Source organism: Streptomyces sp. NRRL S-118, assembly GCF_000716335.1.
GTDB lineage: Bacteria > Actinomycetota > Actinomycetes > Streptomycetales > Streptomycetaceae > Streptomyces.
The window spans coordinates 1-26,148 of the sequence record NZ_KL591033.1; the positions used below are offsets into that span (position 1 = coordinate 1).

The following is a 26,148-nucleotide window of genomic DNA, read 5'->3' on the forward strand; positions in this document are numbered from 1 at the left end:
CCCAGTATCGTCCACACGCCCCGGAGCCCCGGCCGCATCAGCGGCCGGGGCTCGGTCGTTTCTCAGGAGGAGAAGAGCAGCCGCCCGAAGCCGCGGTGGTGGCCGTGGTGCCCGTGGTGCGGGGCACCCCAGGCCGGGGCGTGCTGGGCGGGGTACGGCTGCGGGGCCGGCGGCGCGGGCGGGGCCTGCTGCACCCACTGCGCCTCCAGCCGGGTCAGCGCCTCGAGCTCGCCGTAGTCGAGGAAGATCCCCCGGCAGCCGCTGCACTGCTCGATCTGGACGCCATTGCGGTTGTACGTGTGCATGGGCGCGTGGCACTTGGGACACTGCATGCTCGGCTCAACTCCTCGCCGTTCGGTTGGTGTCCTCACCCTACGACGGGCACTCGGGGTCCAACTCGGGTGGGAGTGTCGCAATTCTGGTACAGGCGTCGACGACGCTCCGTTCCACCTCGTCCAGTTCGCGGTGCGCCGCCGACGACTTGGCGACGGCGAGCGCCGCGGTCTGGACGGTCAGGGCGCGGGCCGCGGTCTCCAACCGGGGCCAGGGGTCTGACTCCGGAGGGACCGCCGGGCCCCCGGCCGCGCGGTACGCGCCGAGGAACCGCGCCCATGTGCCGGGTGCCAGCAGCCCGGCCGCGAACCAGGCGGCGGGCCGGGCGAGGTCCCAGGCGGGGTCCCCCAGACCGAGGTCGTCGACGTCGATGAGCAGCCACGGTCCGGTGGACGCCGGGTGGCGCACTAGCTGGCCGAGGTGGAGATCGCCGTGGCACAGCCGGCCGGCACCCGGGAAGGGGGCCTCGTCGCGGGCCCAGGCGGGCAGGCGTGCCCAGGCGGCCAGCACGGGCGCCGCCGCCGGGTGCGGTCCGGCGGCCCGCATCCGCGCCACGGCCCGCGCCGCCTTCGCCGGGCCGCGCATGGGCGGCAGCGGGCCCGGGAGCCCGGCGGGCGGCACCGCGTGGAGACGGGCCAGCAGCGCCGCCGCCTCCTCCCAGGGCGCGGCGTCCGGGTCCGCGGGGTCGACGGGCGAGCCGTACGGCCAGGCCGTCACCGGGCGCCCCTGCACCTGAGCGCCGGCCACCGGCAGCGGCGGCAGCAGGATCCCGGAGAGACGCGGGTGCGCGGCGACCGCGAGGCGCGTGCGGTGCGCGGACTCGTCGGTGCCGGGCGCGTGCGCCTTGGCCACCGCGCGCCCGTGCCGTACGACGGTGCCGTCCGCGCGGTCGGCGAGCACGGCCGGCGTGGGCCGCCCGCACGCGCGGCACCCCGCTCCCGGCGCGTGGGCCGCCCCTCGCGCGACTCCCGCCAGTTCCCGTACGAGCGCCCCGTTGTCCATGCCCCGACCCTACGTGCCGGGCGGGTGGCGCCGGGGCGCGGTCCTCCCCGCTCACCGAGCCGGAGAAGACCCCGGTCCCGGAGAAGGGCCGCCCCGGAGCAGAGCCCGCCCCGGGACATGCGAGTGGCCGGCAGCTCCCCAGCTGCCGGCCACCGATAGCCGTCCGCCGCACCCCCGTCCCCACGGGGTTGTTGGCCGGATGTGGTCGACCCGGGCCGCTCTCCCGGGTCCGGAGCGCTGCTCAGCGCCCCAGCATCACGCCCACGGACGACGCCTGTGTCACCACTGCGTCCCAGCCGCCGAAGGCGACCACCAGCAGGGCGGCCAGGGGAAGGACCATCGCCGTCGCCACCAGCGGGTGGCGACGGGCGGACGGGCGATCGCCGAACGGGCCGCTGCCGTGCGGGACGTGCCCCTTCAGCGATGCCATGTCCGCCATGGTTCCGGTTCCTCTCCTGTCGAGTCTGGCAGCGGCGGGTGCTTTACCTCGGGGGACGAGAGCTCCACCCGCCGCTTGCCTTCAACAGTAGGGACGCGACGGTACGCGGGCGTCATGCCCGCGTACCGATTGACGGGCCTCCCCGAGGATGAGCCGCCGGTCCGCGGCGTACTCCCCTGGGTGGAGAGCGGCCCCCTACGCCTCAGGGTCGTCGACCCGCGGTACGGGCTGCTCGACCAGGGCAAGCACCCGGTTGGCCATGAAGCGGGCCGTCCGCACCACTGCCCCGGTACGGGTGACTTCGCTCACTTCCACCACCCCCCTGCGGACCGCCGTCTCGACCCTGCGCCCCGCCCGGCTTGCCACCACTTCGTACGTCCGTGTCGTGTCCCCCACGTCCACGACTATCTCCACCCGGTCGCCCTTCATCGATCCAATCCCCCTTCTGTGATGGATCATTGGGACTTCCCGCGGCCCGAGGAGCCCGCCTCGGCGGCTCCCTGACCACTGCTCAATTCTCCCACCGGGCACTGACAATCGATCGGGCCGCGAGGGCGCGGCCTATGAGCACACCGGGGCGCGGGTACGTAAGCTGTGGCACGTCAAAGGGAGTCAAACGGATAACCGCGGCTGCGGAGGTGGGGGCAACCCACCGTAGGTAGGGGACGGACATGGCGATGATGCGGCTCCGGCGCGAGGATCCGCGTGTCGTCGGCTCGTTCAGGCTGCACCGGCGGCTGGGCGCGGGCGGCATGGGGGTCGTGTACCTCGGTTCCGACCGGCGCGGGCAGCGGGTGGCCCTGAAGGTGATCCGGCCGGATCTCGCCGAGGACCAGGAATTCAGGTCGCGGTTCGCCCGCGAGGTCTCGGCCGCGCGGCGGATCCGCGGCGGCTGCACCGCCCGGCTCGTGGCGGCCGACCTGGAGGCGGACCGCCCCTGGTTCGCCACCCAGTACGTGCCGGGGCCGTCCCTGCACGACAAGGTCGCCGAGGAGGGGCCGCTGTCCGCGGCAGACGTGGCCGCCATCGGGGCCGCGCTCTCCGAGGGACTCGTCGCCGTCCACGAGGCGGGCGTCGTGCACCGGGACCTGAAGCCGTCGAACATCCTGCTGTCGCCCAAGGGCCCGCGGATCATCGACTTCGGCATCGCCTGGGCGACCGGCGCGTCCACGCTCACGCACGTCGGCACGGCGGTGGGCTCCCCCGGGTTCCTCGCGCCCGAGCAGGTGCGGGGCGCCGCGGTCACCCCCGCCACGGACGTCTTCTCGCTGGGGGCCACCCTGGCGTACGCGGCGATGGCCGACTCGCCGTTCGGGCACGGCAGTTCCGAGGTCATGCTCTACCGCGTGGTGCACGAGGAGCCGCAGCTGCGCGGCGTGCCGGACGCCCTGGCCCCGCTCGTACGGGCATGTCTGGCCAAGGACCCGGAGGAGCGCCCCAGCACGCTGCAACTGTCCATGCGGCTCAAGGAGATCGCCGCGCGGGAGGCGCAGGGGCTGTCCGACGGGCGACCGCTCGTGCCCCGTCCGGCCGCACGTCCCGCGGACGATCTGGTGACGGGACAGCTGACCGAGCGGTACACGGAGCGCACGGCGGAGCGGAGCACCGAGCGCGGCACCGCACGGAACACACAGGGGCGCGCACAGCGCACGCCGGCGCCTCACCCCTCACGCGGCGGCGCGCGGACCGGTGGTGGCGGGCGCCCCGCGTCCCGGCCGGGCGGCGCACGGCCCACGTCCGGGGGGCGCAGGCCCGCCAATCCCCGGCTGCTGCGCCAGCGGATCGTCGTCTTCGTCGTCGTGACGCTGATCGTGCTGCTGGGGATCGCCGCGGCGCAGGCCCTGCAGGGCTAGGGCCTCTCGTTCGGATCCTGGTGCGCTCGGGAATTCAGGTGCCGGGGCGGCCGGTGGCCACCGCGTAGAACGCGACCGCCGCCGCGGCGCCCACGTTCAGCGAGTCCACTCCGTGCGCCATCGGGATGCGGACCCATGCGTCGGCGGCCATCAGGGCCTTCGCGGACAGGCCGTCGCCCTCCGCGCCCAGCATCAGGGCCACCCGCTCGAGGCGGTGCGGAGCGGCCTGGTCGATCGCCGTCGCCTTCTCGTCGGGGGTCAGCGCGAGCAGCTCGAAGCCCGCTTCCCGTACCGTCTCCAGGCCCCGGGGCCAGGACTCCAGACGGGCGTACGGGACGGAGAACACCGCCCCCATGGAGACTTTCACGGAGCGGCGGTACAGCGGGTCCGCGCAGTCCGGCGAGAGCAGCACCGCGTCCATGCCGAGCGCGGCGGCGCTGCGGAAGATGGCACCGATGTTGGTGTGGTCGTTCACGCCCTCCATGACGACCACCCGCCGGGCGTCCCGCAGCAGCTCCTCCGCCGGCGGCAGCGGCCTGCGCTGCATCGAGGCCAGCGCGCCGCGGTGCACGTGGTAGCCGGTGACCCGCTCCGCGAGGTCCGGGTGCACCGCGTACACCGGGGCCGGCACCTCGTCGATCACGTCCCGCATGACGTCGACCCACTTCGCCGACAGCAGCATCGAGCGCATCTCGTAACCGGCCTGCCGGGCCCGCCGGATGACCTTCTCGCCCTCCGCGATGAACAGGCCCTCGGCCGGCTCGCGGCGGCGCCGCAGCTCGACGTCGGTCAGGCCCGTGTAGTCACGCAGGCGCGGGTCGTCGGGGTCGTCGACGGTGATGAGATCTGCCACAGGGTGATACTGCCTTGTCGTGCGTACGGTGCCAACGCCGTGCCCGGCGCGGGTCACCTGGGGTTACGAGCGTGCGGGGCTCATGAGGAGGAGGGGGCCGGCCTCTTGTGGGGGCCCTCGTGGACGACGTCGCCGACGACGATCACGGCCGGCGGACGGACGTCCTCGGCCGCGACCCGCTCCGCCACCGTCGCCAGCGTCGCGTCCACACGGCGCTGCGCGGCCGTCGTGCCCTCCTGGATCAGCGCCAGCGGTGTGTCCGGGGCCTTGCCGTACGCGACCAGCGCCCGCGCGATGGCCCCGATCTTGTCCACGCCCATCAGGATCACCAGCGTGCCGCGCAGCTTGGCGAGCGACTCCCAGTCCACCAGCGAGCGCGGGTCCTCGGGAGCCACGTGGCCGCTGACCACCGTGAACTCGTGCGCCACCCCGCGGTGCGTCACCGGGATGCCCGCGGCCCCCGGGACGCTGATCGAGCTGGAGATGCCCGGCACGACCGTGCAGGCGATGCCCGCCTCGGCCAGCGCCTGCGCCTCCTCCATGCCGCGTCCGAAGACGAAGGGGTCACCGCCCTTGAGGCGGACGACGGACTTGCCCGCCTTGGCGTGCTCGATGAGCGCGTTGTTGATGGCTTCCTGTGCCATGAAGCGGCCGTACGGGATCTTCGCCGCGTCGATCACCTCGACGTGCGGCGGCAGCTCGTCCAGCAGGTCACGCGGGCCGAGGCGGTCCGCGATGACCACGTCCGCCTCCGCGAGCAGGCGGCGCCCGCGGACCGTGATCAGGTCCGGGTCGCCGGGGCCGCCGCCGACCAGCGCGACGAAGGGCGTACGGGCCCGGTGGTGCGGCGCGCCGATCGAGCCGTCGCGCAGCCCCTCGACGATCGCGTCCCGCACGGCCGCCGAGCGCCGCGGGTCGTGGCCCGTCAGCACCGCCACCGTGACGCCCTCGCTGCGGCCGGTCGCCGGGGTCCACGCCGTGGCCGCCTCGGCGTCGTCCGAGCGGACGCACCACACGCGGTGGCGCTCCGCCTCGGCGGACGCGCGCGCGTTGGCCTCCGGGTCGGTGGCCGCGATCAGCGCGTACCAGGCATCGGCGAGGTCGCCCTCCTCGTACCGGCGCCGCACCCAGGTGATCTCTCCCGCCTCCGCCATCGCCTCCACGGACGGCGTCGCGGACGGGGAGACGAGGGTGATGTCCGCGCCCGCCGCGATCAGGGCGGGGAGGCGGCGCTGGGCGACCTGGCCGCCGCCGATGACGACGACACGGCGCCCGGACAGGCGAAGTCCGACGGGGTAGGCGGGCTGCTCGGCGTACTCGACCATGGGGATGCGGCTCCTCGGCGAGGCGGTGGTGCGTGTGCGGGGCCGCTGCGACGGTGAAGCGGCTGGTGGGGCGGGGGGTGGAGCGGGGGAGGTCGCTTGCGACCACCTTACGGTGCGGGGCGGGGCACCGGTCATGGGGCGGGGGCCTCGGGCCCTGAGCGGGTGCTGCCGGGCTGAGCCGGCAGCGCGTCGAGGCCGCCGGAGCGCCGGGGTGTGGTGCGGTGGCTCGTGGGGGTGGAGCGGGTGGGGGCGGGCGGGTGTGCCCGGTGGGTTGCGGTCGGGGGCGTGGCTCGGGTGGGGCGGTCGTCCTTGTTCACCGCGCTGGGCGCGGTGTTCTGCAGTCGTTCCGTGTCCGACCGCCCCGCGGTCCGCCCCACCCCCTCATGCGCGTGGGTGGTGCACTCCCGCGCCCGTCACTTCTCGGTGACACCTGCCGAGTCGAACGTCGCCACCTCGTGCATCGCGCGCGCCGCGCTCTGCACGATCGGGAGCGCCAGCAGCGCGCCCGTGCCCTCGCCGAGGCGGAGGTCGAGGTCCACCAGCGGGCGCAGGCCCAGCTTGTTGAGGGCGGCCACGTGGCCCGGTTCCGCGCTGCGGTGGCCCGCGATGCAGGCGGCCAGCGACTCGGGCGCGATGGCGCGGGCCACGAGCGCCGCGGCGCCCGCGCTGACCCCGTCCAGGACGACCGGTGTGCGCAGCGACGCGCCGCCCAGGATGAAGCCGACCAGCGCCGCGTGCTCCAGGCCGCCGACCGCGGCGAGGACGCCCAGGGGGTCAGCCGGGTCGGGCTGGTGGAGGGCCAGCGCCCGGCGGACGACGTCCACCTTCCGCGCGTGCATCTCGTCGTTGATGCCCGTGCCGCGGCCGGTGACCTCCGCCGGGTCGACGTCCGTGTAGACCGAGATCAGCGCGGCCGACGCGGTGGTGTTCGCGATGCCCATCTCGCCCGTGAGCAGCGCCTTGTTGCCCGCCGCGACGAGATCGCGGGCCGTCTCGATGCCCACCTCGACCGCCGCGAGGACCTCCTCGCGGGTGAGCGCGGGGCCGGTCGTGAAGTCGGCCGTGCCGGGGCGCACCTTGCGCGGCAGGAGGCCCGGCGTCGCGGGCAGGTCCCCGGCGACGCCGACGTCGATGACGCAGACCTCGGCCCCGACCTGGTTGGCGAACGCGTTGCAGACCGCGCCCCCGCCCAGGAAGTTGGCGACCATCTGGGCCGTCACCTCCTGGGGCCAGGCCGTGACGCCCTGGGCGTGCACGCCGTGGTCGCCCGCGAAGATCGCCACGGCCGCGGGCTCGGGGATCGGAGGGGGGCACATCCGGGACAGGCCGGAGAGCTGCGCGGAGATGATCTCGAGCATGCCCAGCGCTCCGGCGGGCTTGGTCATGCGCTTCTGCCGCTCCCACGCCTCGCCGAGCGCCTTCGCGTCCAGGGGGCGGATGTTGGAGACGGTCTCCTGGAGGAGGTCGTGCGGCTCCTCCCCGGGCAGGGCACGGCGGCCGTACGTCTCCTCGTGGACGACCCACGACAGCGGGCGCCGCTTGGACCAGCCCGCCTGCATCAGCTCCGGCTCGTCGGGGAATTCATCGACGTAACCGACGCAGAGGTACGCGACCACTTCGAGGTGTTCGGGCAGCCCGAGGGCGCGGACCATCTCGCGCTCGTCGAAGAAGCTGACCCATCCGACGCCCAGACCCTCGGCGCGGGCGGCGAGCCAGAGGTTCTCCACGGCCAGCGCGGACGAGTACGGCGCCATCTGCGGCTGCGTGTGACGGCCGAGCGTGTGCCGGCCGCCCCGGGTGGGGTCGGCGGTGACGACGATGTTGACCGGCGTTTCGAGGATCGCCTCGATCTTCAGTTCCTTGAACTGCTTCGCCCGGCCCTTCGGCAGCGACTTGGCGTACGCCTCACGCTGGCGCTGGGCGAGCTCGTGCATCGTCCGCCGGGTCTCGGCGGAGCGGATGACCACGAAGTCCCAGGGCTGCGAGTGCCCCACGGACGGAGCGGTGTGGGCCGCTTCGAGGACCCTGAGCAGCACCTCGTGAGGGATCGGGTCGCTGCGGAAGCCGTTGCGGATGTCGCGGCGCTCACGCATCACGCGCAGGACCGCCTCGCGCTCGGCATCGTCGTAGCCGGGGGCGGGCGGGGCGGCCTCCGACGTCCCGGCGGCGGGGTCGGTGGTGGCGTCGGTGGCGTTGCCGTCACTGTCGCTGTTGCTGTCGACGCCGGTGGTGGGGTCCGCGGTGGCGGTGGCGGCCGGGGCAGCGGGCTGCTCCTCCGGCCGAGCGGTCTCAGGGCTCTCCTGCGGCTCCTGCACCTGCGGGGCTTCCTGCGGGAGGGCGGCCTCCGCTTCCCCGGCGACCGGAGCTTCCCCTGCCGGGGCTTCGGCGACCGGAGCCTCGGCGACCGGAGCCTGGGGAGCGGGGTTCTCCGCCACGGGAGCATCGGGCGCAGGAGCCTCGGGGGCAACCGGCGCCTCGGCAACCGGAGCCTCGTCAGCCGGAGCCTCGGTAGCCGGCGCTTCCGCGACCGGGGCTTCAGCGGCCGGAGCCTCGGCGACCGGAGCCTGGGGAGCGGGAGCCTCGGCGGCCGGAGCCTCGGCAGCCAGGGGCGCCTCGGGGGCAGGGGCCTCGGGGGCGACCGGTGCTTCCACGGCCGGGGCTTCGGGGGCGACCGGGGCTTCGGTCACGGGGGTCTCGGCGGCCGGGGGCTCCGGTGCCGCGGGCGCGGCGGGCGCGGGCTCCGGCTGCTCGGCGGCCGGGGCGGGCTCGACGGGCGCCGGGGCCTGCGGCTCCTCCGGGGTCACGGCGGCGGCCGGCTCCCCCGGGGTCTCCGCGACGGGGACCGCCACCGGGTGGGCGTCGCCCTCGCGGGGGGCCGGAACCGTCGGCTGCGGGCCCGGTTCGGCGGCCGGGGTGGGGGCGAGGTGAGGTGTCGTCGGGACGGACCCCTCGACCGGGACGAACTGTGCGGCGGGCGGCTCCGGAACGACCGTTTCTGCTGCGGCGGGAGCCGGCGCCTGGGGCTCCTGTGGCTCGTGTGCCGACTGGGCAGGCTGAGCCGGCCACGGCTCCGCGCCCTGCGGCGGGATCTCGGCCGACTGCGCTCCGGCCAGGCCGGGAGCGGGCTCCTCACGCGGCACGTCCAGGTACTCGGGGCCGGTCATGGCCGGCCCCGGCTGGTGCACCGGCACGGCGGCAGGGCCCCGGTCGGCGAGCGAGCGGACCACACCGGACGGCGCCTCGGGGACGGGCGGGCCCATGTGCAGCGGTCGCCGCGCGGGCTGCGCGCCCTGCGCCGCGGGGGCCGCGACCGGCGCGGGGGCCGGAGCCTCCGCCGGAGCGGGCGCGTGCGGCGGCATGCGGACGGCGCTGAGGTCGACCGACCCCGAGTCGCGGCCGCCCGCCACATGCGCGTCGGCCTCCGGAGCGACCTGCTCGTACCCGGCCGGCGCGTAGGCCTCGTACGTCTCGTACACGGGCTGCGGCTGCTCGGGGACGGTGAACCCCGGGGCCGGAGCGGGAGCCGCGGGGGCGTCCTCCGCCAGGGGAGCCGGGGCCTCCGCCGGGGCGGGTGACTCCGCCGGAGCGGGAGCGGGTACGGCATGCTGCGCCGCCGGGGCGGACGCAGGGACCTGGTGCACCGGCATCGGGTGCACCGGCGGCGCGACGGCGGCGGCCTGCGGGTCGCCGCCCCACGCGCCCTGGGCGCCCGGCATCAGCAGCAGGTCGTCGTCCTCGGCAGCGCTTTCGGAGGGGTCGAGGAAGGTGTACGCGCCCGGAGCGGGGATGCCCGGCTGCTCCACCATGCCTGCGTTCTCCGGCTGCCCGCCCGGGACCTGGCCGGTGTCAGTCATGCGTACCCCTCGCCCATCGGTTGTGCTCCTTCAGACCTTCGCCCGCACCAACAAGAACGAGCGTGCGCGCCGCGCGGCACGAAGGGCCGCAGACACCACGTATTCTCGCGGGCTTCACCCAGGCACGGCAGCGGGATCCGCCGCCGGTGACTGTGGACTGCGCCACGTCGCGCGCCCCCCTGTTACGCCGTACCACAGTCGCGACCTCAAAGAAGGTCACTTTTCCGGACATTGGCGAAGGAACCACCGAACGCCCGGCTGCGGTACAACAATCGGCCAGCCTACCCGCCGTGCCGTAGTGGCTCGGTCACGGGGCCGGGGCCGGCCGGCTCCCGGCCAGCAGGAAGACCACCGAGCGGTCGCGTTCCTGCCAGGCGGCGGTGTCGAGTTCGACGGTCTGCAGCAGTGCGCACTCGACGGTGTACCCGCCCTCCGCGAGGGCGGCGCCGATCGCCTCGGCCTCGTCCCTGGTGGCGGCGTGCGCGACGATCCGCTCGGGGCGGCGGTCGGCGCAGGCGGCGACGACAGGCGCTCCCCCGCCTCCCACGCGTACGACGTCGGGCTCCGGGATCCGCTCCAGGACGTGCGGCGCCCGGCCGGCGACGGTCTGCACCTGCACACCGTGGCGGCGCGCGGCGGCATCGGTACGGGCACAGGCACCGGTGTCGGCGTCGACGGCGATGACCGCCGCGCCGAACCGGGCCGCTTCCACGGCGAAGGCCCCGGAGCCGCAGCCGATGTCCCACACGAGGTCGCCGGGGCGCGGCCCCAGGCGGGCCAGCTGGGCGGCGCGCAGGTCCGCCGACTCGCCCCTGCCCGGCGCACCGTCGTACGCGCCGGGCGGCAGCGCCCAGCCGCGCACGGAGCCGGGGTCGCGGCCCATCAGCCATGGTCCGCTCGGCGCTCCCGCGGCGGGCGGGGCGGCGGGAGCGGTCGCGGAGCCGCCGATGACGATGACGACGTTGGGGTCGCGCCAGGCGTGGTCGGCGGCCTTGTCGGAGGTGAGGACGCTGACCTGCTCCCGCGCGGTACCGAGCTCCTCGCAGATGACGAAGGTGCGGTGGACCCCTTCGAGCAGCAGCGCGAGCTCGGCGGGTCCGGCGCCCGGGGAGGTGAGGACGGCGACCTTGGGGTGCGCCCGGCAGATGTTGACGGCGCGGCGCAGCGTCCGGCTGTGCGCGACGACGATCTGGGCGTCGTCCCAGGGCATGCCGGCGCGGGCGAAGGCGGCGGCGACCGAGGAGACCGCGGGCACCACCTCCACCTCCAGTCCGTGCTGGGGGGCGCGCAGGGAGCGGACGACGCCGAAGAAGCCCGGGTCGCCGTCGGCGAGGACGACGGCGGTGCCGCGGTGGCCGGCGATGCGGCGGGCGGCGAGGTCGACGCTGCCGAGGCGGATGCGTTCCGCGGCGGGCGGGATCTCCGGAAGCGCCAGGTGGTGGGCGGCTCCGGCCACCAGGGTGGCGGCCGACAGGGCGGACCGCGCGGCCGCGGTGAGGGGCGAGCCGTCCCAGCCGATCACCGTGACCCGGTCGGCCATCTTCGTCTGTCTCCTGGTGAGTTGATGCAGGTCGGGGGGCAGGGCGAGGGTACCGCGGTCCCCCGTCGTCAGTTCCAGTCGGTGAAGCCGGTGTAGCCGGCGTCGGCCATCTGGTCGGCGGCGCCGTCGAAGTCCTCCGGGAGCAGGCTCCACACGATCAGGTCGGTCCTGACGTCGGTCCAGCCGCCGTCCTCCGTGCGGCTGCGCGCTATCCACGCGTTGCGCAGGACGCCTTCGCTGATGCAGCCGATCTTCTGGGCGACCTGCTGGGAGGCGGTGTTGTCGGCGGGGGTGCGCAGTTCGAGGCGCTCGAAGCGCTGGTCGCCGAAGAGCCACTGCGCGACGGCGAGGACGGATTCGGTGGCGTACCCCTCGCCGCGGGCCCAGGGGGCGGTGATGTAGGAGACCTCGGTGGCGCGGATGCGCCAGTCGGTGTTGCCGAGCCGGATGGTGCCGACGAGCCGCTGGGTCAGGAACTCGGTGACGGCCAGGACGATGCCGCGGCCCGCGGTGCGCTGCGCAGGAGCGATCCTGCGGACCCACTTCTCGGCGTCCGCCGTGGTGTAGGGGTGGGGTACGGAGGTCCAGGCGACGACCGTCTCGTCGTTCATCATCTCGGTGTGCGCGGGGACGTCCGCTTCCTCGTAGGGGCGCAGCACCAACCGCTCCGTGCTGATGGAGATGTCCGGGAAGGTGGTAGTCATGCGCTGCTCCATGCCGAAGACCGTCCGTAAAGCCATGAACGCACAGCATGCAGCATGGGGCACAGGGTGCGCATGGGCGGGTCGGTACGGCTGCGTCGTTACGTCACCGTTGTGACGCCGGCCGGTGCCGGTGCCCGTGCCGGGCGGGCGGTGCGCGGGTGCGGATGTGCCGCAGGCCCCCGCACCGGGCGGGGTGCGGGGGCCTGCGGACGGCGGCGTCAGCGGCTGCGACTGGTGTCGGCGGGTGTTACTTGACGGCGCCGAAGGCCGGGACGACCGAGCCGTTGCTGTAGGTGTCCTCGATGTACTTCTTCACCTCGGGCGAGTTGAGCAGCTCGGCGAGCTTCTTCACGCGCGGGTCGCCCTCGTCGCCCTTCTTGACGGCGAGGAAGTTGGCGTACGGGTTGCCCTCGGCCTTCTCCAGTGCCAGGGCGTCCTTGGCCGGGTTGAGCTTGGCCTCGATGGCGTAGTTGCCGTTGATGACGGCGGCGTCCACGTCGTTCAGGGCGCGGGGCACGGTGGCCGCTTCCAGCTCCTTGAACTCCAGGCCCTTCTTGTCCTCGATGTCGGAGAGCTTGGCGTCGGCGCCCACGCCCTCCTTGAGGGTGATCACACCGTGGTCGGCGAGCAGCTTGAGCGCCCGGCCCTCGTTGGTGGTGTCGTTGGGGACGGCGACGGTCTGGCCGGGCTTGAGGTCCTTGAGGTCCTTGACCTTCTTGGAGTAGAAGCCCAGCGGCTCCAGGTGCACGTTGACGACCGGGACGACGTTCGTGCCGTTCTTCTTGTTGAAGTCGTCCAGGTACGGCTTGTGCTGGAAGTAGTTGGCGTCGACCTGTCCGGACTGGGTGGCGGTGTTGGGCAGGACGTAGTCCGTGAACTCCTTCACCTCCAGCTTGAGGCCGGCCTTCTCCGCCAGGTTGTCCTTGACGTAGGTGAGGATGTCGGCGTGCGGCGTCGGGGACGCGGCGACGACGAGCGGCTTGGAGGCGTCGGCCTTGCCCGCGCCGGACGAGGAGGCGGGGTCGGAGGCAGTGCCGCAGGCCGTGAGGCCGAGGGCGAGGACGGTGATGCCGGCGAACGCCGTGGTGAGCTTGATGTTCTTACGCACGAAAAGTGCCTCTTTCTGGTGGTGCGGACTACGCCCGGACAAGGAGTGCGGGCTGGAGGGGGGAAGTCAGGAGGTGGTGCGGCCCCGGCGCGCGAGGAGGCGCACGGCCCCGTCGCCGATGAGCTGGACGATCGTGACGATGACGATCAGCAGCACCACGGTGATGAGCATGAAGCCGGTCTCGAAGCGCTGGTAGCCGTAGGTGATGACCTTGGAGCCGAGGCCCTCGCCCCCGACCGCGCCGGCCAGCGCCGAGTAGCTGATCAGCGTGATCACCGTGGTGGTGAGGGCGGCGATCAGGGACGGCAGGGCCTGCGGGAGCAGCACCTTCCCCACGATGGTCGGGATGCCGCCGCCCATGGACTGCACGGCCTCGACGAGTCCGTGGTCCACCTCGCGGACGGCGGTCTCGACCAGGCGGGCGAAGAACGGGATGGCGCCGATGGAGAGCGGCACGATCATCGCGGAGGGACCGATGAAGGTGCCGACGACCAGGGTCGTGAAGGGGATCAGGGCGATCAGCAGGATGATGAACGGCAGCGAGCGGCCGATGTTCACGATCCCGCCGATGACCTTGTTCACCGGGCGGTTCTGCAGCAGTCCGCCCTTGTCGGTCAGGACGAGGAGGACACCGAGCGGGAGGCCGCCGATGACCGTGACGACGGTGGACCACAGCACCATGTAGAGCGTGTCGATGGTGCCCTGCTCCAGCAGGGGCCGCATCTCTTCCCAGGTCACTTCACGGTCTCCTTCACCAGGCCCTGTGCGGGCACGTGCGGCTGCTGCGACCGGCCGGGGCGCTGCGCCTCGTCGTCGACGACGTCGACCTGCAGCCCCTGCTCGCGCAGGAAGCCGATGGGCACGACGTTCTCCTCGTACCGGCCGGGGAGCTCGATGCGCATGCGGCCGATCTGCTTGCCGCCCACGGTGTCCATGGCGGCGCCGAGGATGGAGATGTCGATGTTGTACGTGCGCGCGAGCTGCGAGACGACGGGCTGTGTGGCGGCCTCGCCGTGGAAGGTGACGTCGATGACCGTACGGTCGGGGCCGGAGGCCTGACCGTTCACCGGGAACAGTTCGTGGGCGAGTTCGGAGCCCGGTGTGGCGAGCAGTCCGGCGACCGTGCCGGACTCGACGATCCGGCCCTTCTTCATGAGGGCGGCCGAGTCGCAGATGGTCTTGACGACGTCCATCTCGTGCGTGATGAGGAGGACGGTCAGGCCGAGCTGCTGGTTGAGGTCGCGCAGCAGCTGGAGGATGGAGCGGGTGGTCTCCGGGTCCAGCGCGCTGGTGGCCTCGTCGGAGAGCAGCACCTTCGGGTTGCCGGCCAGCGCCCGGGCGATGCCGACGCGCTGCTTCTGCCCGCCGGAGAGCTGGGCGGGGTACGCCTTGGCCTTGTCGGCGAGGCCGACGAGGTCGAGGAGTTCGAGGGCCCGGCGGGAGCGGTCGGCGCCGGAGACACCGAGGATCTCCAGGGGCAGTTCGACGTTGTCCTGCACGGTGCGCGAGGACAGCAGGTTGAAGTGCTGGAAGACCATGCCGATGCGGCTGCGCGCGCGGCGCAGGTCCTTGCCGGCGCGGCGGCCGCGGCCGGCGAGCGCGGTGAGGTCGGTGTCGTCGACCGTCACGGTGCCGGCGGTGGGGCGCTCCAGGAGGTTGACGCAGCGGATGAGCGAGGACTTGCCGGCGCCGCTCTGGCCGATGACGCCGAAGACCTCGCCCTCGCGGACGTGGAGGTCGACGCCGTCCAGAGCGGTGACCTGGCGGCCTCTCGACTCGTAGACCTTGGTCAGGCCCGAGGTGGTGATCACAGGGGTTTCCGTCACTGTCGAGTGCGCGGCGCGGTGTCCGCCGGGCACGGGGCGTTCGTCGATCCGACGCGCGGCACGGCTGTTCGGCTGGTGGCCGGGGAGTGCGCGTGCGCGGGGCAGGGCGTCGCGGTCCGACGGTGGGTACGGACGCGGCGGCTCGCTCGCTGTCGGTCTCGCTTCGGGGCGCGAGGCTCAGGCAGGGGCCCTCAGAAGGCGCACATTCGACACATACAACGAGCACCGGGCGTCGTCATCGCCTCGGTCGCAAGGGTGCGGCTGCTCGTCGTGGTCATGCGGGCCAGTAAAGCAGACACGTCTTCGCGGGCCGGACGAGTGTCCGAATAGCGGACCGTTCGCGTACGGCATGCGGACATCCGGGGACCGTCCGCCAAGGCGGGGAACATCCTGTTCAGCCCCTCTGACCTGCGCCGACACCCCGCAGAACCGGTCGCGGCCGCCTCCGCTCCAAACGGCGCGGGGCGGTGTCCTGTGGTCAAGACCACGGCTGGTCACGGCGGCCCGTATTAATCTCGGGCGCATGCTCGACGCCCTGACGATCGCGGTCTCCGCGGCCGCGCTCGCCCTCGCCGCCTGGTGCGGCTTCGCCGCCTACCGGGACCAGCCGACGAAGGACTGGCACTTCATCGGCATGGCGGTGGTGACGGTGCTGGCGCTGGCGCAACTGGTCATCGGGGTCGTCCGGCTCGCCCGGGGCGAGAAGGCCGACGAGGGCACGGCCATCTTCGTCGCCTACCTGCTCGGCGCGTTCTGCGCGGTACCGGCGGCCGGCTTCATGTCGCTCGCGGAGCGCACCCGCTGGGGGTCGGCGACGGTGGCGGCGGGCGCGGTGGTGCTGGCGGTGCTCGAAGTGCGCCTCTTCGACATCTGGGAGGGCTGAGGAGTGGCGGAGCGCCGGGGGTTGGCGAAGGGCCCGGGCATGCTGCTCGTCTGGCTCTACGGCGTGATGTCGGTGGGCGCGGTGTCGCGGTCGGCGCTGCAGATCGCCACCGAGTTCGGCCGGGCCCCGCTGGCGTACACGCTGTCCGCGCTGGCGGCGGTGGTGTACGTCTTCATCACGTACACGCTGGTGCGGGGCGGGGAGACGGCCCGCAGGGCGGCGCTTGTGTGCTGCGCCGCCGAGCTGGTGGGCGTGCTGGTCGTGGGGACCTGGACACTGCTGGACCCGGGGGCCTTCCCGGACGCCACGGTGTGGTCCGAGTACGGGTTCGGATACGTCTTCATCCCGGTGCTGCTGCCGGTGACCGGGATCATGTGGCTGCGGAAGGCGGGGGCTAGGCGGCCTTCTCCAGCGTGACCAGGGTGAGGCGCGGGCCCACCTCCCGGGTGGCGACGGCCTCGTAACCCCTCTTGCGGTAGAGGCGGAGGTTGCCCTCGCTGCGGTGTCCGGTGAAGAGCTGGTACCGCTTGGCGGCGGGGTCCGCGGCGAAGTGCTGTTCGATGGCGTCGAGGAGACGTCCGCCGAGGCCGTGGCGGCGCATCCGCGGGTGCACGATGAGCTTGGCGATGCGCGCCGTGCCGGTGTCGTCGATCTCGCCGCGCACGGAGGCGACGACCTCGCCGCCGAGGCGCGCCACGAGGGCGTGACCGCGGGCGATCTCCGCCTTGAGGTCGTCGAGGCTCTGGGTGAGGGGCTCGATGGAGTAGTCGCCGTAGAGCTCGGCTTCACTCTGGTAGCACAGGTACTGCAACTTCAGGATGTGTTCCGCGTCCTGCTCGTCCGCCGCTGCGATGGTCACGCTCATGCCCATGTGTGCCTGCCTCCGGCTCACCTGATACGCCCTGTCGGTCTACCGCACCTTTCCCCGATGTTCAGGAGCGGCAACCTCTGCCGCGAGCATTCTGCGCAGACATCCCAGGCAGCGGGAACGCATCGGCCCCAAACTGCCTTGTGAGATACCCAACTCTCCTGCGATTTCGCGGTAGGTGGGGTCCTTCGGCGACAGCATCGCAGTCAGCAGCCGTCGGCAGTGCGGGGGTGTCCGGGCGATCGCGGCGCGCAGGGTGCGGCGCCGCTCGGCGACGAGGGCGGCACGCTCGGGCTCGGCTGCGTCCGGTGCCGGACCGTCGCCGTCGCCGCCTCCCCCGCCGTAGGGGCGTTCCCGCCCGGCGGTACGGCGGGCCCGGCGGGCCTCGGCGCGGACGGCGCGGCGCAGCCAGTCGGCGGGGTGGGCCGGTACGCCCGGCCCGCCGCCGTCCAGCCGCTCCAGGAGCCGGAGCCACACGGCCTGTTGGAGGTCACCCGCCTCGACCCCGGCGGCCGCGGCCTCGGCCTGCGCCTCGGCGACGAGTAGCGGCGCGAGGGCCCCGACGAGCTCCCGCACGGCGGGCGCGGCGCCGTGGGCGGTGGCGGTGTCCCGGACCTGTCCGGACGCCCGGACACGCATGGCGCCGCGGTCGGGCGTGGTGCCCCTGGTGGGTTTCGAGGCTCCGGCGGGAGCGGGGGCGGGGGCGGACGAGGCGGCACGCTTTCCGGTCGGTGTCGTCATGCCGCGCACGACACCCGCCGCGCCGCGCGCGGTTTCACCCCCGCGCCCAAACCCCCCGTCCGGGTGTCCGTCGCGGCACGGAGCTGACGCGGGGGCGGCGCGGGGGCGCGGGGGGCGCGGGGGTGGCGTACCGGAGCGGGACGGGCGTGGCGCAGCGGGCGTCAGCGGTTGCGGAAGTCCGCCGCCGCCAGCAGCCCCGTGTCGGGGTGGTCGGTGAAGATGCCGTCGATGCCGGTGGCGAAGTACGCCTCGTACGCGCCGAAGACGTCCCCGAACGCCGTCGGGTCCGTGCCGCGCCGGAAGTCGGCCGGGAGGAAGCTGTTCTCGTTGCGCAGTGTGTACGGGTGGAGGACCAGGCCCTCGGCGTGCGCGTCGCGCACCAGGGTGGTCGGCTCGCCCAGCCTGCCGTCCTTGTCCTTGGGTATGACGAGGTCCAGCAGCGGGCCGATGCCCTGCGCGAAGGACGCGATCCACCGGAGGCCCTGGGGCGTGATCAGGTCGGCGACCGTGCGCGGGTCGCCCGTCTCGCGGAAGTCCCAGGGCCGGTCGTCCGCCGTCCACAGCAGCACGACGCGCGGCGTGGAGACGAGCTTCGCCATCCGCTGCATGCTCGTCGGCTCGAAGGACTGCAGGAACGTCGGCGAGTCGGCACCGTCGCGCCGGTACCGCCGCAGCAGCTTCGCGAGCCGCTCCTCCAGGCCGAGGCCCAGCGCGCGGAAGTAGCTGGGGTGCTTGGTCTCGACGTGGAGCCACACCGGGTGGCCTCGGCGACGGCCCTCCTTCTCCGCCCAGCGCAGCACCTCCTCGAAGGTCGGTATCGCCCAGCGCCCGTCGTACACGGTGTTCTCCTGGCGCGTGCCGGGGATGCGCTCCTTCGCCCGCAGGGTCTTCAGCTCCGCGAGGGTGAAGTCCTCGGTGAACCAGCCCGTCAGCGCCGTGCCGTCGACGGTCTTCGTCGTCCTGCGGGAGGCGAACTCGGGGTGGTCGGCGACGTCCGTGGTGCCCGTGATGTCGTTCTCGTGGCGGCAGACCAGGTGCCCGTCCTTCGTGGGGACGAGGTCCTGCTCGATGACGTGCGCGCCCATGTCGAGGGCGAGCTGGTAGGAGCCGAGCGTGTGCTCGGGCCGGTAGCCGCTGGCGCCGCGGTGCGCGATGACCGTGGGGACGGGCAGCTTGCGGTACGGGGCGGACGGCCGGGCGTGTGCCGTGCCGCCGCCGGCCGCGAGAGCGGCGGCCGAGCCGAGCACCGCCGCTCCCAGCACGGTCCGCCGGCCCGGGGTCCTGCGCGCACCCTGTGTCATGGAGGCTCCTTCGTGATCGTCGTCGAGCATCGTCGGGCGTCCTTCCGGACGATCGAGTGGGCCCGATGGTAGGGAATTCGGTCTTACGTACGGCAGACCCCGGGCAAACGAGTGGAAAACACAGGTCAACACCGCGTATCGGCGGCGTGAACCCGGTGTGCGGCGGCAGGTGACCCGCGAGTATCGTCCTCACCTGCACATACTGGTACTGGTCACATACTCGGTCGGCTACTTCGTCGGAGGACTCGTTGTCCCGCTTCGCACTCATCAAGGCAGTGCTCGGCCCGGTCTTGCGCCTGATGTTCCGCCCCCGGGTGGAGGGCGCCGAGCACATCCCCGGCACGGGTCCGGTCATCCTCGCGGGCAACCACCTGACGTTCATCGACTCCATCGTGCTGCCGATCGTCTGCGACCGGCAGGTCGTCTTCATCGGCAAGGACGAGTACGTCACGGGCAAGGGGCTCAAGGGCCGGCTCATGGCCTGGTTCTTCACGGGCGTCGGCATGATCCCGGTGGACCGCGACGGCGCGAACGGCGGTGTCGCGGCGCTGATGACCGGGCGCCGGGTGCTGGAGGAGGGCAGGATGTTCGGCATCTACCCCGAGGGCACCCGCTCCCCCGACGGCCGGCTCTACCGGGGCCGTACGGGGATCGCGCGACTGACGCTGATGACGGGCGCGCCGGTGGTGCCGTTCGCGATGATCGGCACGGACAAGCTCCAGCCGGGCGGCGCGGGTCTGCCCCGCCCGGGCCGTGTGACGGTGCGTTTCGGCGCACCGATGGAGTTCTCCCGCTACGAGGGCATGGACCGCGACCGCTACGTGCTGCGGGCGGTGACGGACTCGGTGATGGCCGAGGTCATGCGGCTGTCGGGCCAGGAGTACGTGGACATGTACGCCACGAAGGCCAAGGCGGCGGCGTAGGCGGCCCCAGGCCCCGGCCCGGAGCACACGGGGCCGGCGCCCCCGTACAGCCGACCGCTGTACGGGGGCGCCGGCCGTTGCATGTGGCGGGCCCGTCCTCTACGGGTGCTCCGCACCCTCCGCGAGCTTCTGGCCGCGCAGCAGGAACCACGCCGCGACCGCCGTCGCCAGCAGGACCATCGCGCCGACGCCCGCCGCGATGCGCAGGCCCTCGACGAACGCGTCCTGGGCGGCCGTGACCAGCGCCGTGGCCGTCGCTTCGGGCAGTCCGGCGGACACCTCCACCGCGCCGCCCAGCGATTCGTGCGCCGCCGCGGCGGTGGAGGCGGGAACCCCGTCCGGCGTGACGAAGTCGCTGTACACGCCCGTCACGACGGAGCCGAGGAGCGCGATGCCGAGCGCCGCGCCCAGCTCGTACGCCGTCTCGGACACCGCGGACGCGGCGCCCGCCTGCTCCCGGGGGACGCTGGAGAGGATCACGTCCGCGGTGACGGTGAACGCGAAGCCCGCGCCCACGCCGACGACCAGCAGGGCCGCGCCGAGCAGCGGGTAGCCGGTGGTCCGGTCGAGCAGCGTCAGCGCGGCGAGCGCCAGGCCGACCGCCGCGAGGCCGCCCGACACCACGGACCGCACCGAGAAGCGGCGGGCGACCAGGCCCGCGACCAGACCGGCCGTCACGGCTCCGACGGCGGCGGGCAGTTCCGCCAGTCCGGCCTCCAGCGGCGGGCGCCCCTGGACGAGCTGGAGGAACTGGGAGAGGAAGAACACCAGCCCGGACAGCCCGAGGATGGTCAGCAGGTCCGCCAGAACCGCCCCGGAGAAGCCCCGGTGGTGAAAGAGCCTCATGTCCAGCAGGGGCGCCTCCAGGCGGAGCTGGCGCCGTACGAACAAGGTCAGCGCGGCCGCACCGGCCACGGCGGCGACGGCCATGTCGAGGCCCACGCCGTGCGCGGCCACCTCCTTGACGGCGTACACGAGGCCGATCATGCCGACGAGCGAGAGCGCGACGCTGGTCAGGTCCCATGGGCCGGGCGCCGGGTTCCGGGACTCGGGGATGAGCTTGGCGCCCACGAGCACCAGGACCACCATGACCGGCAGGTTGATCAGGAAGACCGAGCCCCACCAGAAGTGCTCCAGCAGGAAGCCGCCGACGACGGGGCCGACGGCCGCGCCGGCGGAGGCCATGGCTCCCCAGATGCCGATGGCGAAGCTGCGCTCGCGCGGGTCGTGGAAGAGGTTGCGGATGAGCGCCAGCGTCGACGGCATCAGGGTGGCACCGGCGACGCCGAGCAGCGCCCGCGCCACGATCATCATCTCGGGGCTGGTGGCGTACGCGTTGAGCACCGACACGGCGCCGAAGGCGGTGGCACCGGTCAGCAGCAGCTTCTTGCGGCCGATGCGGTCACCGAGGCTGCCCATGGAGACGAGGAGTCCGGCGATGACGAAGGAGTAGACGTCGCCGATCCACAGCAGCTGCGTACCGGTCGGGCGGAGGTCCTCGCTGAGGTACGGGGTCGCCAGGCCGAGCACGGTGGCGTCGACCGCGACGAGCAGCACGGCCAGGACGAGCACGGTGAGCGCCAACCAGCGGCCGGGTCGGCCGACGACCTCCGGTTCCTTGGTCAGCTGGTCGGTTCGGGTCATCTTTCCACGCTCCTGCGTGCTCCGCCGAGCAGCAGCTCGGCGATCATGTACTGGAAGTCCTTGGCGGCCACCCGCCCGTCCTGCACGGCCCATGCGCAGGTGCCGACGAGGCCGTAGAGCGCCTCGGTGAGCCAGGCGGGCGACAGGTCGATCCGGAAGTCGCCCTCCTCCTGGCCGCGCCGGAAGAGCGCGGCGACCCGGGCGTCGAGGCGGGCCCAGCCCTCGTTCATCCGGTCGCCCTCGAAGAGCTGGTTCTCGGTGACGAGGAACGCGAGCAGTCCGGCGACCGGCTCCACCCCTGCGATGAGCCGGCGCAGCGCCTCCTCGGCAGGGCCGTCGTCGAACCGGGCCCGGTCGATGGCTGCCTCGAACTCCTGGATCCCGAGCGTCTCCAGCGCCCTGACCAGCGCGTCCCGACCGGCGAAGTGCCGGTGGAGGGTCGCGCGGCCGATGCCGGCGGCGCGGGCGACCTCGTCCATGGTGGCGGTCGCCTTGCGGGAGAGGAGGGCGGCGGCGGTGCGCAGCACCTGCTCACGGTCGACTGTCATGAGACAACCATAGCCCATGTGAGACATCAACGTCTCATTCGAAATTCGATCGACTCACACGAGGAAGGAACACGATGCTGAGGCGCATGAAGCCACTGCTGCTGATCGACGTCGACGGTCCGCTCAATCCGTACGCCGCCCAGGCCCAGCGCAGACCGGAGGGGTACACCACCCACCGGATGCGACCCACGGGCTGGACGGAGGTGAAGCCACTGCGGGTGTGGCTCAACCCCGCGCACGGCGAGGAGCTGCGGGCGCTGTCCCGCCTCTATGACCTGGTCTGGGCGACCACGTGGAAGGGTGAGGCCAACGAGTGGATAGGGCCGCATCTCGGGCTGCCAGAGCTGCCGTACATCGACTGGCCCCAGATGCACGGAAAGGCCCCTCGCGGGACCTTCTGGAAGACGCAGTACATCCTTCCGTACGCGGCGGGCCGGCCGTTCGCCTGGGTCGACGACGACATCACCGGGTACGACCGCGAGATGGTGGAGCGGGAACACCTCGCCGCCGCCCTCCTGGTGCACGTCGATCCGCGTATCGGCTTGACACGGCCGGACTTCGACGCGCTCGCGGACTGGGCGGCGGCGCTGTGATCTGCCGGACTACTGCTTGGCGGTGGCCCAGGCGCGCTGGATCACCAGGTCGGCCTTGACCTCGGCCAGCTGGGTGGCGACGGCGGAGGGAGCCGTGCCGCCCCGCCCGTTGCGGGAGGCGAGGGCGCCGGGGACGTTCAGGACCGTCCGCACCTCGGGGGTGAGGTGTTCGGAGATCTTGGCGAACTGCTCGTCGGTGAGCTGGTCGAGCTCGATGCCGTGCGCCTCGCACTCCTTGACGCACTCGCCCGCGACCTCGTGCGCCACCCGGAACGGCACGCCCTGCTTGACCAGCCACTCCGCGATGTCCGTCGCGAGCGAGAAACCGGCCGGGGCGAGCTCCTCCATCCGCTCCCGGTTGACGGTGAGCGTGGCCATCATGCCGGTGAAGGCCGGGAGGAGGACCTCCAGCTGGTCGCAGGAGTCGAACACCGGCTCCTTGTCCTCCTGGAGGTCGCGGTTGTACGCGAGCGGGAGGGCCTTGAGGGTCGCCATGAGCCCGGTCAGGTTGCCGATCAGGCGGCCCGACTTGCCGCGGGCGAGCTCGGCGATGTCCGGGTTCTTCTTCTGCGGCATGATCGACGAACCGGTGGAGAAGGCGTCGTGCAGGGTGACGAAGGAGAACTCCTTCGTGTTCCAGATGATGACCTCCTCGGCGATCCGGGAGAGGTTCACGCCGATCATGGCGGTGATGAAGGCGAACTCGGCCACGAAGTCGCGCGAGGCCGTGCCGTCGATCGAGTTGCCCGCGCTGCCGTTCTCGAAGCCCAGGTCCCTGGCGACCGCCTCCGGGTCCAGCCCGAGGGAGGAGCCGGCGAGGGCGCCGGAGCCGTACGGGGAGACCGCCGTGCGCTTGTCCCACTGGCGCAGCCGCTCCGCGTCCCGGGAGAGCGACTGGACGTGGGCGAGCACGTGGTGGGCGAAGAGCACGGGCTGGGCGTGCTGGAGGTGGGTGCGGCCCGGCATGGCGACGTCCGGGTGTGCCTCGGCGAGGCCGACGAGGGCGTCCTGGAGGTCGGCGAGGAGGCCGCCGATGACCCGGGCGTGGTCGCGCAGGTACATCCGGAACAGCGTGGCGACCTGGTCGTTGCGGGACCGGCCGGCCCGCAGCTTGCCGCCCAGGTCCGGCCCGAGCCGCTCCAGCAGCCCGCGCTCCAGCGCGGTGTGGACGTCCTCGTCGGCGATGGTGCCGGTGAACGACCCGTCGGCGACGTCGGCCTCCAGCCGGTCGAGACCCGCCAGCATGCGCGTCAGCTCGTCCGCGGTGAGCAGCCCGGCCTGGTGGAGCACGCGGGCGTGGGCGCGGGAGCCGGCGATGTCGTACGGCGCGAGGCGCCAGTCGAAGTGCACGGACGCCGACAGTTTGGCCAGCGCCTCGGCGGGACCGTCGGCGAAACGGCCGCCCCAGAGCCGGACGTCACCGTTGTTGCTGCTCACTGCTTGCTCCTCGGAGGGGGTGCTGCACTGGTCGGGATGTGCGACCGCCTCCCCGCCGGGATCAACGGGGAGGCGGTGTGGTCGACGGACGCGGATCAGGAAAGGTCGCGCTTGGCCGCGATCTTCGACGAGAGCGCGAAGATGTCGATGAAGCCCTGGGCCTTCGACTGGTCGAAGGTGTCGCCGGTGTCGTAGGTCGCCAGGTTGAAGTCGTAGAGCGACTCGTCGGACTTCCGGCCGGTGACGACGGCACGGCCGCCGTGCAGCGTCATCCGGATGTCGCCGGAGACGTGCTGGTTGGCCTCGTCGATGAAGCCGTCCAGGGCCCGCTTCAGCGGGGAGAACCACAGGCCGTCGTAGACGAGCTCGCCCCAGCGCTGCTCGACCTGCCGCTTGTAGCGGGCCAGCTCGCGCTCGACGGTGACGTTCTCCAGCTCCTGGTGGGCGGTGATCAGCGCGATGGCACCGGGGGCCTCGTAGACCTCGCGGGACTTGATGCCGACGAGCCGGTCCTCGACCATGTCGATCCGGCCGATGCCCTGGGCGCCGGCCCGCTCGTTGAGCTGCTGGATGGCCTGGAGGACCGTGACGGGCTTGCCGTCGATGGCGACCGGGACACCCTCCTTGAAGGTGATGATCACCTCGTCGGCCTCGCGGGGCGCGGCCGGGTTGGAGGTGTACTCGTAGATGTCCTCGATCGGCGCGTTCCAGATGTCCTCGAGGAAGCCGGTCTCGACGGCACGGCCGAAGACGTTCTGGTCGATCGAGTACGGGGACTTCTTGCTGGTCGCGATCGGGAGCTCCGCCTTCTCGGCGAAGGCGATCGCCTTGTCCCGGGTCATCGCGTAGTCACGGACCGGAGCGATGCACTTCAGGTCGGGGCCGAGGGCCTGGATGCCGGCCTCGAAGCGGACCTGGTCGTTGCCCTTGCCCGTGCAGCCGTGGGCGACGATGCCGGCGCCGTGCTTCTCGGCGGCGGCGACCAGGTGCTTGACGATGGCGGGGCGGGAGAGCGCCGAGACCAGCGGGTAGCGGTCCATGTACAGCGCGTTCGCCTTGATCGCCGGGAGGCAGTACTCGTCGGCGAACTCGTCCTTGGCGTCCGCGACCTCCGCCTCGACCGCACCGCAGGCGAGCGCGCGCTTGCGGATGACGTCCAGGTCCTCGCCGCCCTGGCCGACGTCCACGGCGACGGCGATGACCTCGGCACCCGTCTCCTCGGCGATCCAGCCGATGGCGACGGAGGTGTCCAGTCCGCCCGAGTAGGCGAGTACGACGCGCTCGGTCACGGGTTTCTCCTTACGGTGCATTCACTGACAGGTATAACTATGCAGACCCCTGTATGTTTTGTCAACGCGGGGGTCGGAGGGCTGAGCGGAGGCGCACGGCGGACCGGCCGACGAGCGTGCGGTGGGCACCGTCCCGTACCCGACCCACGCGAGGAACGCACGCAGCACGCCGAGCACTTCGGCCGCAGGACGGACCAGGAGTTCGCGGCGTCCTGCCAGAAGAAGGACCATGTCGGCGTGAGCCTGGACGGGCTGCCGGCACTCCCGTTCCCCCTGCCGCGGCGCACGGACACCGTCCGAGGCCGGTGAGGCCACCCGCCCGTCCGGACGCGCCGCACGGGCGAGGCGCGGTACCGCGGCGTAGCGTCCGGGGCATGCGCCTCGCTCTCGTGCTCGCGTCCGTCCTGCTGGTGCTGACGCCCGTGGACAGCGCGCCCCTGCCCGCGCGGATGGCGGACACAGGGGGCGGTACGCAGCTGATCACGGCCGAGGCGCCGCACGCCGGCGCCACCACCGGAACGGTGACGTGGTGGGAGCGGCACGGCGGCAGGTGGGTGCGGGCCGGCTCCACGACGGCGCGCTTCGGCGCGAACGGCCTGGTCGACGGGGCGCGGCGCCGGCAGGGCACCTCGACCACGCCCACGGGCCTGTACTCCCTGCCGTACGCCTTCGGCATCGACGCCGCCCCGCCGGGCACGGGCTTCGCCTACCGCCGCGTGACCCGCGACTCGTGGTGGTGCCAGGACGACCGGTCGCGGTCGTACAACCGCTGGGTGGAGGGGCTGCCCGGCGACTGCCGGGCTTCCGAGTCCGAACACCTCGTCAGCTACCGGCGGCAGTACACCCATGCCCTGGTGACCGGCTTCAACTACGCACGCCCGGTCCGCGGACGGGGCGCCGGCATCTTCCTGCACGTCGCGGGTGAAGGCCCCACGGCGGGGTGCGTGTCGGTGCCGCGGCGCGCGATGGAACGGATCCTGGCGTGGGCGGACCCCGGCCGGCGACCGCACATCGCGATCGGTACGGCGTCGGGGCCGACCGCCCTCACCCGGTACTGACGCGCGCTCACCCCGGCCCGGGGCGC

General features: G+C 73.1%; 25 protein-coding genes. 6 read left to right on the forward strand and 19 right to left on the reverse strand.

The features are described 5' to 3' along the window. Positions 1-62 precede the first annotated feature (62 nt). The 4 genes from IH00_RS0133835 to IH00_RS0133850 all read right to left on the reverse strand — a co-directional run bounded on the left by IH00_RS0133835 (position 63) and on the right by IH00_RS0133850 (position 2,203). On the reverse strand, positions 63-332 hold the full coding sequence (locus IH00_RS0133835) for a TFIIB-type zinc ribbon-containing protein (RefSeq protein WP_031079924.1): 270 nt from the start codon (positions 330-332) through the stop codon (positions 63-65). Positions 333-372: 40 nt separating this feature from the next. Beyond that, complete coding sequence (locus IH00_RS0133840) at positions 373-1,335, reverse strand: phosphotransferase family protein (protein WP_031079925.1); 963 nt, start codon at positions 1,333-1,335, stop codon at positions 373-375. A gap of 241 nt (positions 1,336-1,576) precedes the next feature. After that, on the reverse strand, positions 1,577-1,765 hold the full coding sequence (locus tag IH00_RS0133845; RefSeq protein WP_234335070.1) for a hypothetical protein: 189 nt from the start codon (positions 1,763-1,765) through the stop codon (positions 1,577-1,579). Between the two features lie 204 nt (positions 1,766-1,969). Then, positions 1,970-2,203 carry a hypothetical protein gene (locus tag IH00_RS0133850; RefSeq protein WP_031079927.1) on the reverse strand — a complete coding sequence of 78 codons (234 nt, stop codon included), beginning with the start codon at positions 2,201-2,203 and terminating at the stop codon, positions 1,970-1,972. A gap of 242 nt (positions 2,204-2,445) precedes the next feature. Between IH00_RS0133850 and IH00_RS0133855 the strand changes: the two genes are divergently transcribed. After that, positions 2,446-3,627, forward strand: coding sequence for a serine/threonine-protein kinase (locus IH00_RS0133855; protein WP_031079928.1), 1,182 nt, complete (start codon positions 2,446-2,448; stop codon positions 3,625-3,627). A gap of 34 nt (positions 3,628-3,661) precedes the next feature. Here IH00_RS0133855 and IH00_RS0133860 read toward each other — a convergent pair whose 3' ends face one another. The 8 genes from IH00_RS0133860 to IH00_RS0133895 form a co-directional block, all read right to left on the reverse strand. Beyond that, the gene (locus IH00_RS0133860) at positions 3,662-4,480 is read right to left on the reverse strand and encodes a TrmH family RNA methyltransferase (RefSeq protein WP_031079929.1); all 819 of its coding nucleotides are present in this window, start codon (positions 4,478-4,480) and stop codon (positions 3,662-3,664) included. Between the two features lie 80 nt (positions 4,481-4,560). Next, the gene (gene cobA / locus IH00_RS0133865) at positions 4,561-5,805 is read right to left on the reverse strand and encodes a uroporphyrinogen-III C-methyltransferase (protein WP_031079930.1); all 1,245 of its coding nucleotides are present in this window, start codon (positions 5,803-5,805) and stop codon (positions 4,561-4,563) included. A 413-nt stretch (positions 5,806-6,218) separates the two neighbouring features. Then, positions 6,219-9,659, reverse strand: coding sequence for a nicotinate-nucleotide--dimethylbenzimidazole phosphoribosyltransferase (gene cobT / locus IH00_RS0133870; protein ID WP_031079931.1), 3,441 nt, complete (start codon positions 9,657-9,659; stop codon positions 6,219-6,221). A gap of 307 nt (positions 9,660-9,966) precedes the next feature. Next, on the reverse strand, positions 9,967-11,199 hold the full coding sequence (cbiE, locus tag IH00_RS0133875) for a precorrin-6y C5,15-methyltransferase (decarboxylating) subunit CbiE (protein ID WP_031079933.1): 1,233 nt from the start codon (positions 11,197-11,199) through the stop codon (positions 9,967-9,969). A gap of 68 nt (positions 11,200-11,267) precedes the next feature. Beyond that, entirely contained in the window at positions 11,268-11,903 is a 636-nt protein-coding gene (locus tag IH00_RS0133880; RefSeq protein WP_234335071.1) for a GNAT family N-acetyltransferase, read from the reverse strand. Positions 11,904-12,150: 247 nt separating this feature from the next. Next, complete coding sequence (locus IH00_RS0133885; RefSeq protein WP_031079938.1) at positions 12,151-13,011, reverse strand: MetQ/NlpA family ABC transporter substrate-binding protein; 861 nt, start codon at positions 13,009-13,011, stop codon at positions 12,151-12,153. Between the two features lie 66 nt (positions 13,012-13,077). After that, complete coding sequence (locus tag IH00_RS0133890) at positions 13,078-13,749, reverse strand: methionine ABC transporter permease (RefSeq protein ID WP_031079940.1); 672 nt, start codon at positions 13,747-13,749, stop codon at positions 13,078-13,080. Next, positions 13,746-14,822 (reverse strand): methionine ABC transporter ATP-binding protein, encoded by a 1,077-nt coding sequence (locus IH00_RS0133895; RefSeq protein WP_031079942.1) that lies wholly within the window; start codon positions 14,820-14,822, stop codon positions 13,746-13,748. Before IH00_RS0133895 ends, IH00_RS0133890 begins: the two co-directional genes overlap by 4 nt. Positions 14,823-15,360: 538 nt before the next feature. Here IH00_RS0133895 and IH00_RS0133900 point away from each other — a divergent pair. Together IH00_RS0133900 and IH00_RS0133905 are read left to right on the forward strand one after the other, a co-directional pair. Beyond that, positions 15,361-15,720 (forward strand): hypothetical protein, encoded by a 360-nt coding sequence (locus IH00_RS0133900; protein WP_031079944.1) that lies wholly within the window; start codon positions 15,361-15,363, stop codon positions 15,718-15,720. 39 nt (positions 15,721-15,759) lie between these two features. Then, positions 15,760-16,137 (forward strand): hypothetical protein, encoded by a 378-nt coding sequence (locus IH00_RS0133905; RefSeq protein WP_052411856.1) that lies wholly within the window; start codon positions 15,760-15,762, stop codon positions 16,135-16,137. On the opposite strand, the gene IH00_RS0133910 is transcribed toward IH00_RS0133905, so the two are convergent. The 3 genes from IH00_RS0133910 to IH00_RS0133920 form a co-directional block, all read right to left on the reverse strand. After that, a complete protein-coding gene (locus IH00_RS0133910; RefSeq protein ID WP_031079947.1) occupies positions 16,115-16,591 on the reverse strand; it encodes a GNAT family N-acetyltransferase in 477 nt (158 codons plus the stop codon). The genes IH00_RS0133905 and IH00_RS0133910 overlap by 23 nt on opposite strands. Before the next feature lie 39 nt (positions 16,592-16,630). Then, positions 16,631-17,227: a sigma-70 family RNA polymerase sigma factor gene (locus IH00_RS0133915; protein WP_107064577.1), complete on the reverse strand. Its 597-nt coding sequence runs from the start codon at positions 17,225-17,227 to the stop codon at positions 16,631-16,633. Between the two features lie 263 nt (positions 17,228-17,490). Continuing rightward, on the reverse strand, positions 17,491-18,630 hold the full coding sequence (locus IH00_RS0133920) for a glycerophosphodiester phosphodiesterase (protein ID WP_031079951.1): 1,140 nt from the start codon (positions 18,628-18,630) through the stop codon (positions 17,491-17,493). Between the two features lie 248 nt (positions 18,631-18,878). Here IH00_RS0133920 and IH00_RS0133925 point away from each other — a divergent pair, with 248 nt between their 5' ends. Next, a complete protein-coding gene (locus tag IH00_RS0133925) occupies positions 18,879-19,553 on the forward strand; it encodes a lysophospholipid acyltransferase family protein (RefSeq protein WP_031079953.1) in 675 nt (224 codons plus the stop codon). A gap of 99 nt (positions 19,554-19,652) precedes the next feature. Here IH00_RS0133925 and IH00_RS0133930 read toward each other — a convergent pair whose 3' ends face one another. Continuing rightward, positions 19,653-21,197 carry an MFS transporter gene (locus IH00_RS0133930; protein WP_031079955.1) on the reverse strand — a complete coding sequence of 515 codons (1,545 nt, stop codon included), beginning with the start codon at positions 21,195-21,197 and terminating at the stop codon, positions 19,653-19,655. Next, positions 21,194-21,745, reverse strand: a complete 552-nt coding sequence (locus IH00_RS0133935) for a TetR/AcrR family transcriptional regulator (protein ID WP_031079957.1) — start codon at positions 21,743-21,745, stop codon at positions 21,194-21,196. The genes IH00_RS0133930 and IH00_RS0133935 overlap by 4 nt, the downstream gene beginning before the upstream one ends. 86 nt (positions 21,746-21,831) lie before the next feature. On the opposite strand from IH00_RS0133935, the gene IH00_RS0133940 reads away from it, so the two are divergent. Further along, positions 21,832-22,338: an HAD domain-containing protein gene (locus tag IH00_RS0133940; RefSeq protein ID WP_031079959.1), complete on the forward strand. Its 507-nt coding sequence runs from the start codon at positions 21,832-21,834 to the stop codon at positions 22,336-22,338. Positions 22,339-22,347: 9 nt separating this feature from the next. Here IH00_RS0133940 and argH read toward each other — a convergent pair whose 3' ends face one another. Further along, positions 22,348-23,775 carry an argininosuccinate lyase gene (argH, locus tag IH00_RS0133945; RefSeq protein ID WP_031079961.1) on the reverse strand — a complete coding sequence of 476 codons (1,428 nt, stop codon included), beginning with the start codon at positions 23,773-23,775 and terminating at the stop codon, positions 22,348-22,350. 95 nt (positions 23,776-23,870) lie between these two features. Further along, positions 23,871-25,064 (reverse strand): argininosuccinate synthase, encoded by a 1,194-nt coding sequence (locus tag IH00_RS0133950; protein WP_031079963.1) that lies wholly within the window; start codon positions 25,062-25,064, stop codon positions 23,871-23,873. Positions 25,065-25,438: 374 nt separating this feature from the next. On the opposite strand from IH00_RS0133950, the gene IH00_RS0133955 reads away from it, so the two are divergent. After that, entirely contained in the window at positions 25,439-26,122 is a 684-nt protein-coding gene (locus IH00_RS0133955) for a L,D-transpeptidase family protein (protein ID WP_031079965.1), read from the forward strand. Positions 26,123-26,148: the final 26 nt, after the last annotated feature.

What these genes read in the sequence shown, in the direction of transcription:
- IH00_RS0133840 (WP_031079925.1), bottom strand. Translation starts at nt 1,335, where the DNA reads ATGGACAACGGGGCGCTCGTACGGGAACTGGCGGGAGTCGCGCGAGGG.
- cbiE (WP_031079933.1), bottom strand. Translation starts at nt 11,199, where the DNA reads ATGGCCGACCGGGTCACGGTGATCGGCTGGGACGGCTCGCCCCTCACC.
- IH00_RS0133845 (WP_234335070.1), bottom strand. Translation starts at nt 1,765, where the DNA reads ATGGCATCGCTGAAGGGGCACGTCCCGCACGGCAGCGGCCCGTTCGGC.
- IH00_RS0133955 (WP_031079965.1), top strand. Translation starts at nt 25,439, where the DNA reads ATGCGCCTCGCTCTCGTGCTCGCGTCCGTCCTGCTGGTGCTGACGCCC.
- cobT (WP_031079931.1), bottom strand. Translation starts at nt 9,659, where the DNA reads ATGACTGACACCGGCCAGGTCCCGGGCGGGCAGCCGGAGAACGCAGGC.
- IH00_RS0133855 (WP_031079928.1), top strand. Translation starts at nt 2,446, where the DNA reads ATGGCGATGATGCGGCTCCGGCGCGAGGATCCGCGTGTCGTCGGCTCG.
- IH00_RS0133835 (WP_031079924.1), bottom strand. Translation starts at nt 332, where the DNA reads ATGCAGTGTCCCAAGTGCCACGCGCCCATGCACACGTACAACCGCAAT.
- IH00_RS0133905 (WP_052411856.1), top strand. Translation starts at nt 15,760, where the DNA reads ATGCTGCTCGTCTGGCTCTACGGCGTGATGTCGGTGGGCGCGGTGTCG.
- IH00_RS0133850 (WP_031079927.1), bottom strand. Translation starts at nt 2,203, where the DNA reads ATGAAGGGCGACCGGGTGGAGATAGTCGTGGACGTGGGGGACACGACA.
- IH00_RS0133915 (WP_107064577.1), bottom strand. Translation starts at nt 17,227, where the DNA reads ATGCGTGTCCGGGCGTCCGGACAGGTCCGGGACACCGCCACCGCCCAC.
- IH00_RS0133900 (WP_031079944.1), top strand. Translation starts at nt 15,361, where the DNA reads ATGCTCGACGCCCTGACGATCGCGGTCTCCGCGGCCGCGCTCGCCCTC.
- IH00_RS0133930 (WP_031079955.1), bottom strand. Translation starts at nt 21,197, where the DNA reads ATGACCCGAACCGACCAGCTGACCAAGGAACCGGAGGTCGTCGGCCGA.
- IH00_RS0133910 (WP_031079947.1), bottom strand. Translation starts at nt 16,591, where the DNA reads ATGGGCATGAGCGTGACCATCGCAGCGGCGGACGAGCAGGACGCGGAA.
- IH00_RS0133880 (WP_234335071.1), bottom strand. Translation starts at nt 11,903, where the DNA reads ATGACTACCACCTTCCCGGACATCTCCATCAGCACGGAGCGGTTGGTG.
- cobA (WP_031079930.1), bottom strand. Translation starts at nt 5,805, where the DNA reads ATGGTCGAGTACGCCGAGCAGCCCGCCTACCCCGTCGGACTTCGCCTG.
- IH00_RS0133920 (WP_031079951.1), bottom strand. Translation starts at nt 18,630, where the DNA reads ATGACACAGGGTGCGCGCAGGACCCCGGGCCGGCGGACCGTGCTGGGA.
- IH00_RS0133935 (WP_031079957.1), bottom strand. Translation starts at nt 21,745, where the DNA reads ATGACAGTCGACCGTGAGCAGGTGCTGCGCACCGCCGCCGCCCTCCTC.
- IH00_RS0133940 (WP_031079959.1), top strand. Translation starts at nt 21,832, where the DNA reads ATGAAGCCACTGCTGCTGATCGACGTCGACGGTCCGCTCAATCCGTAC.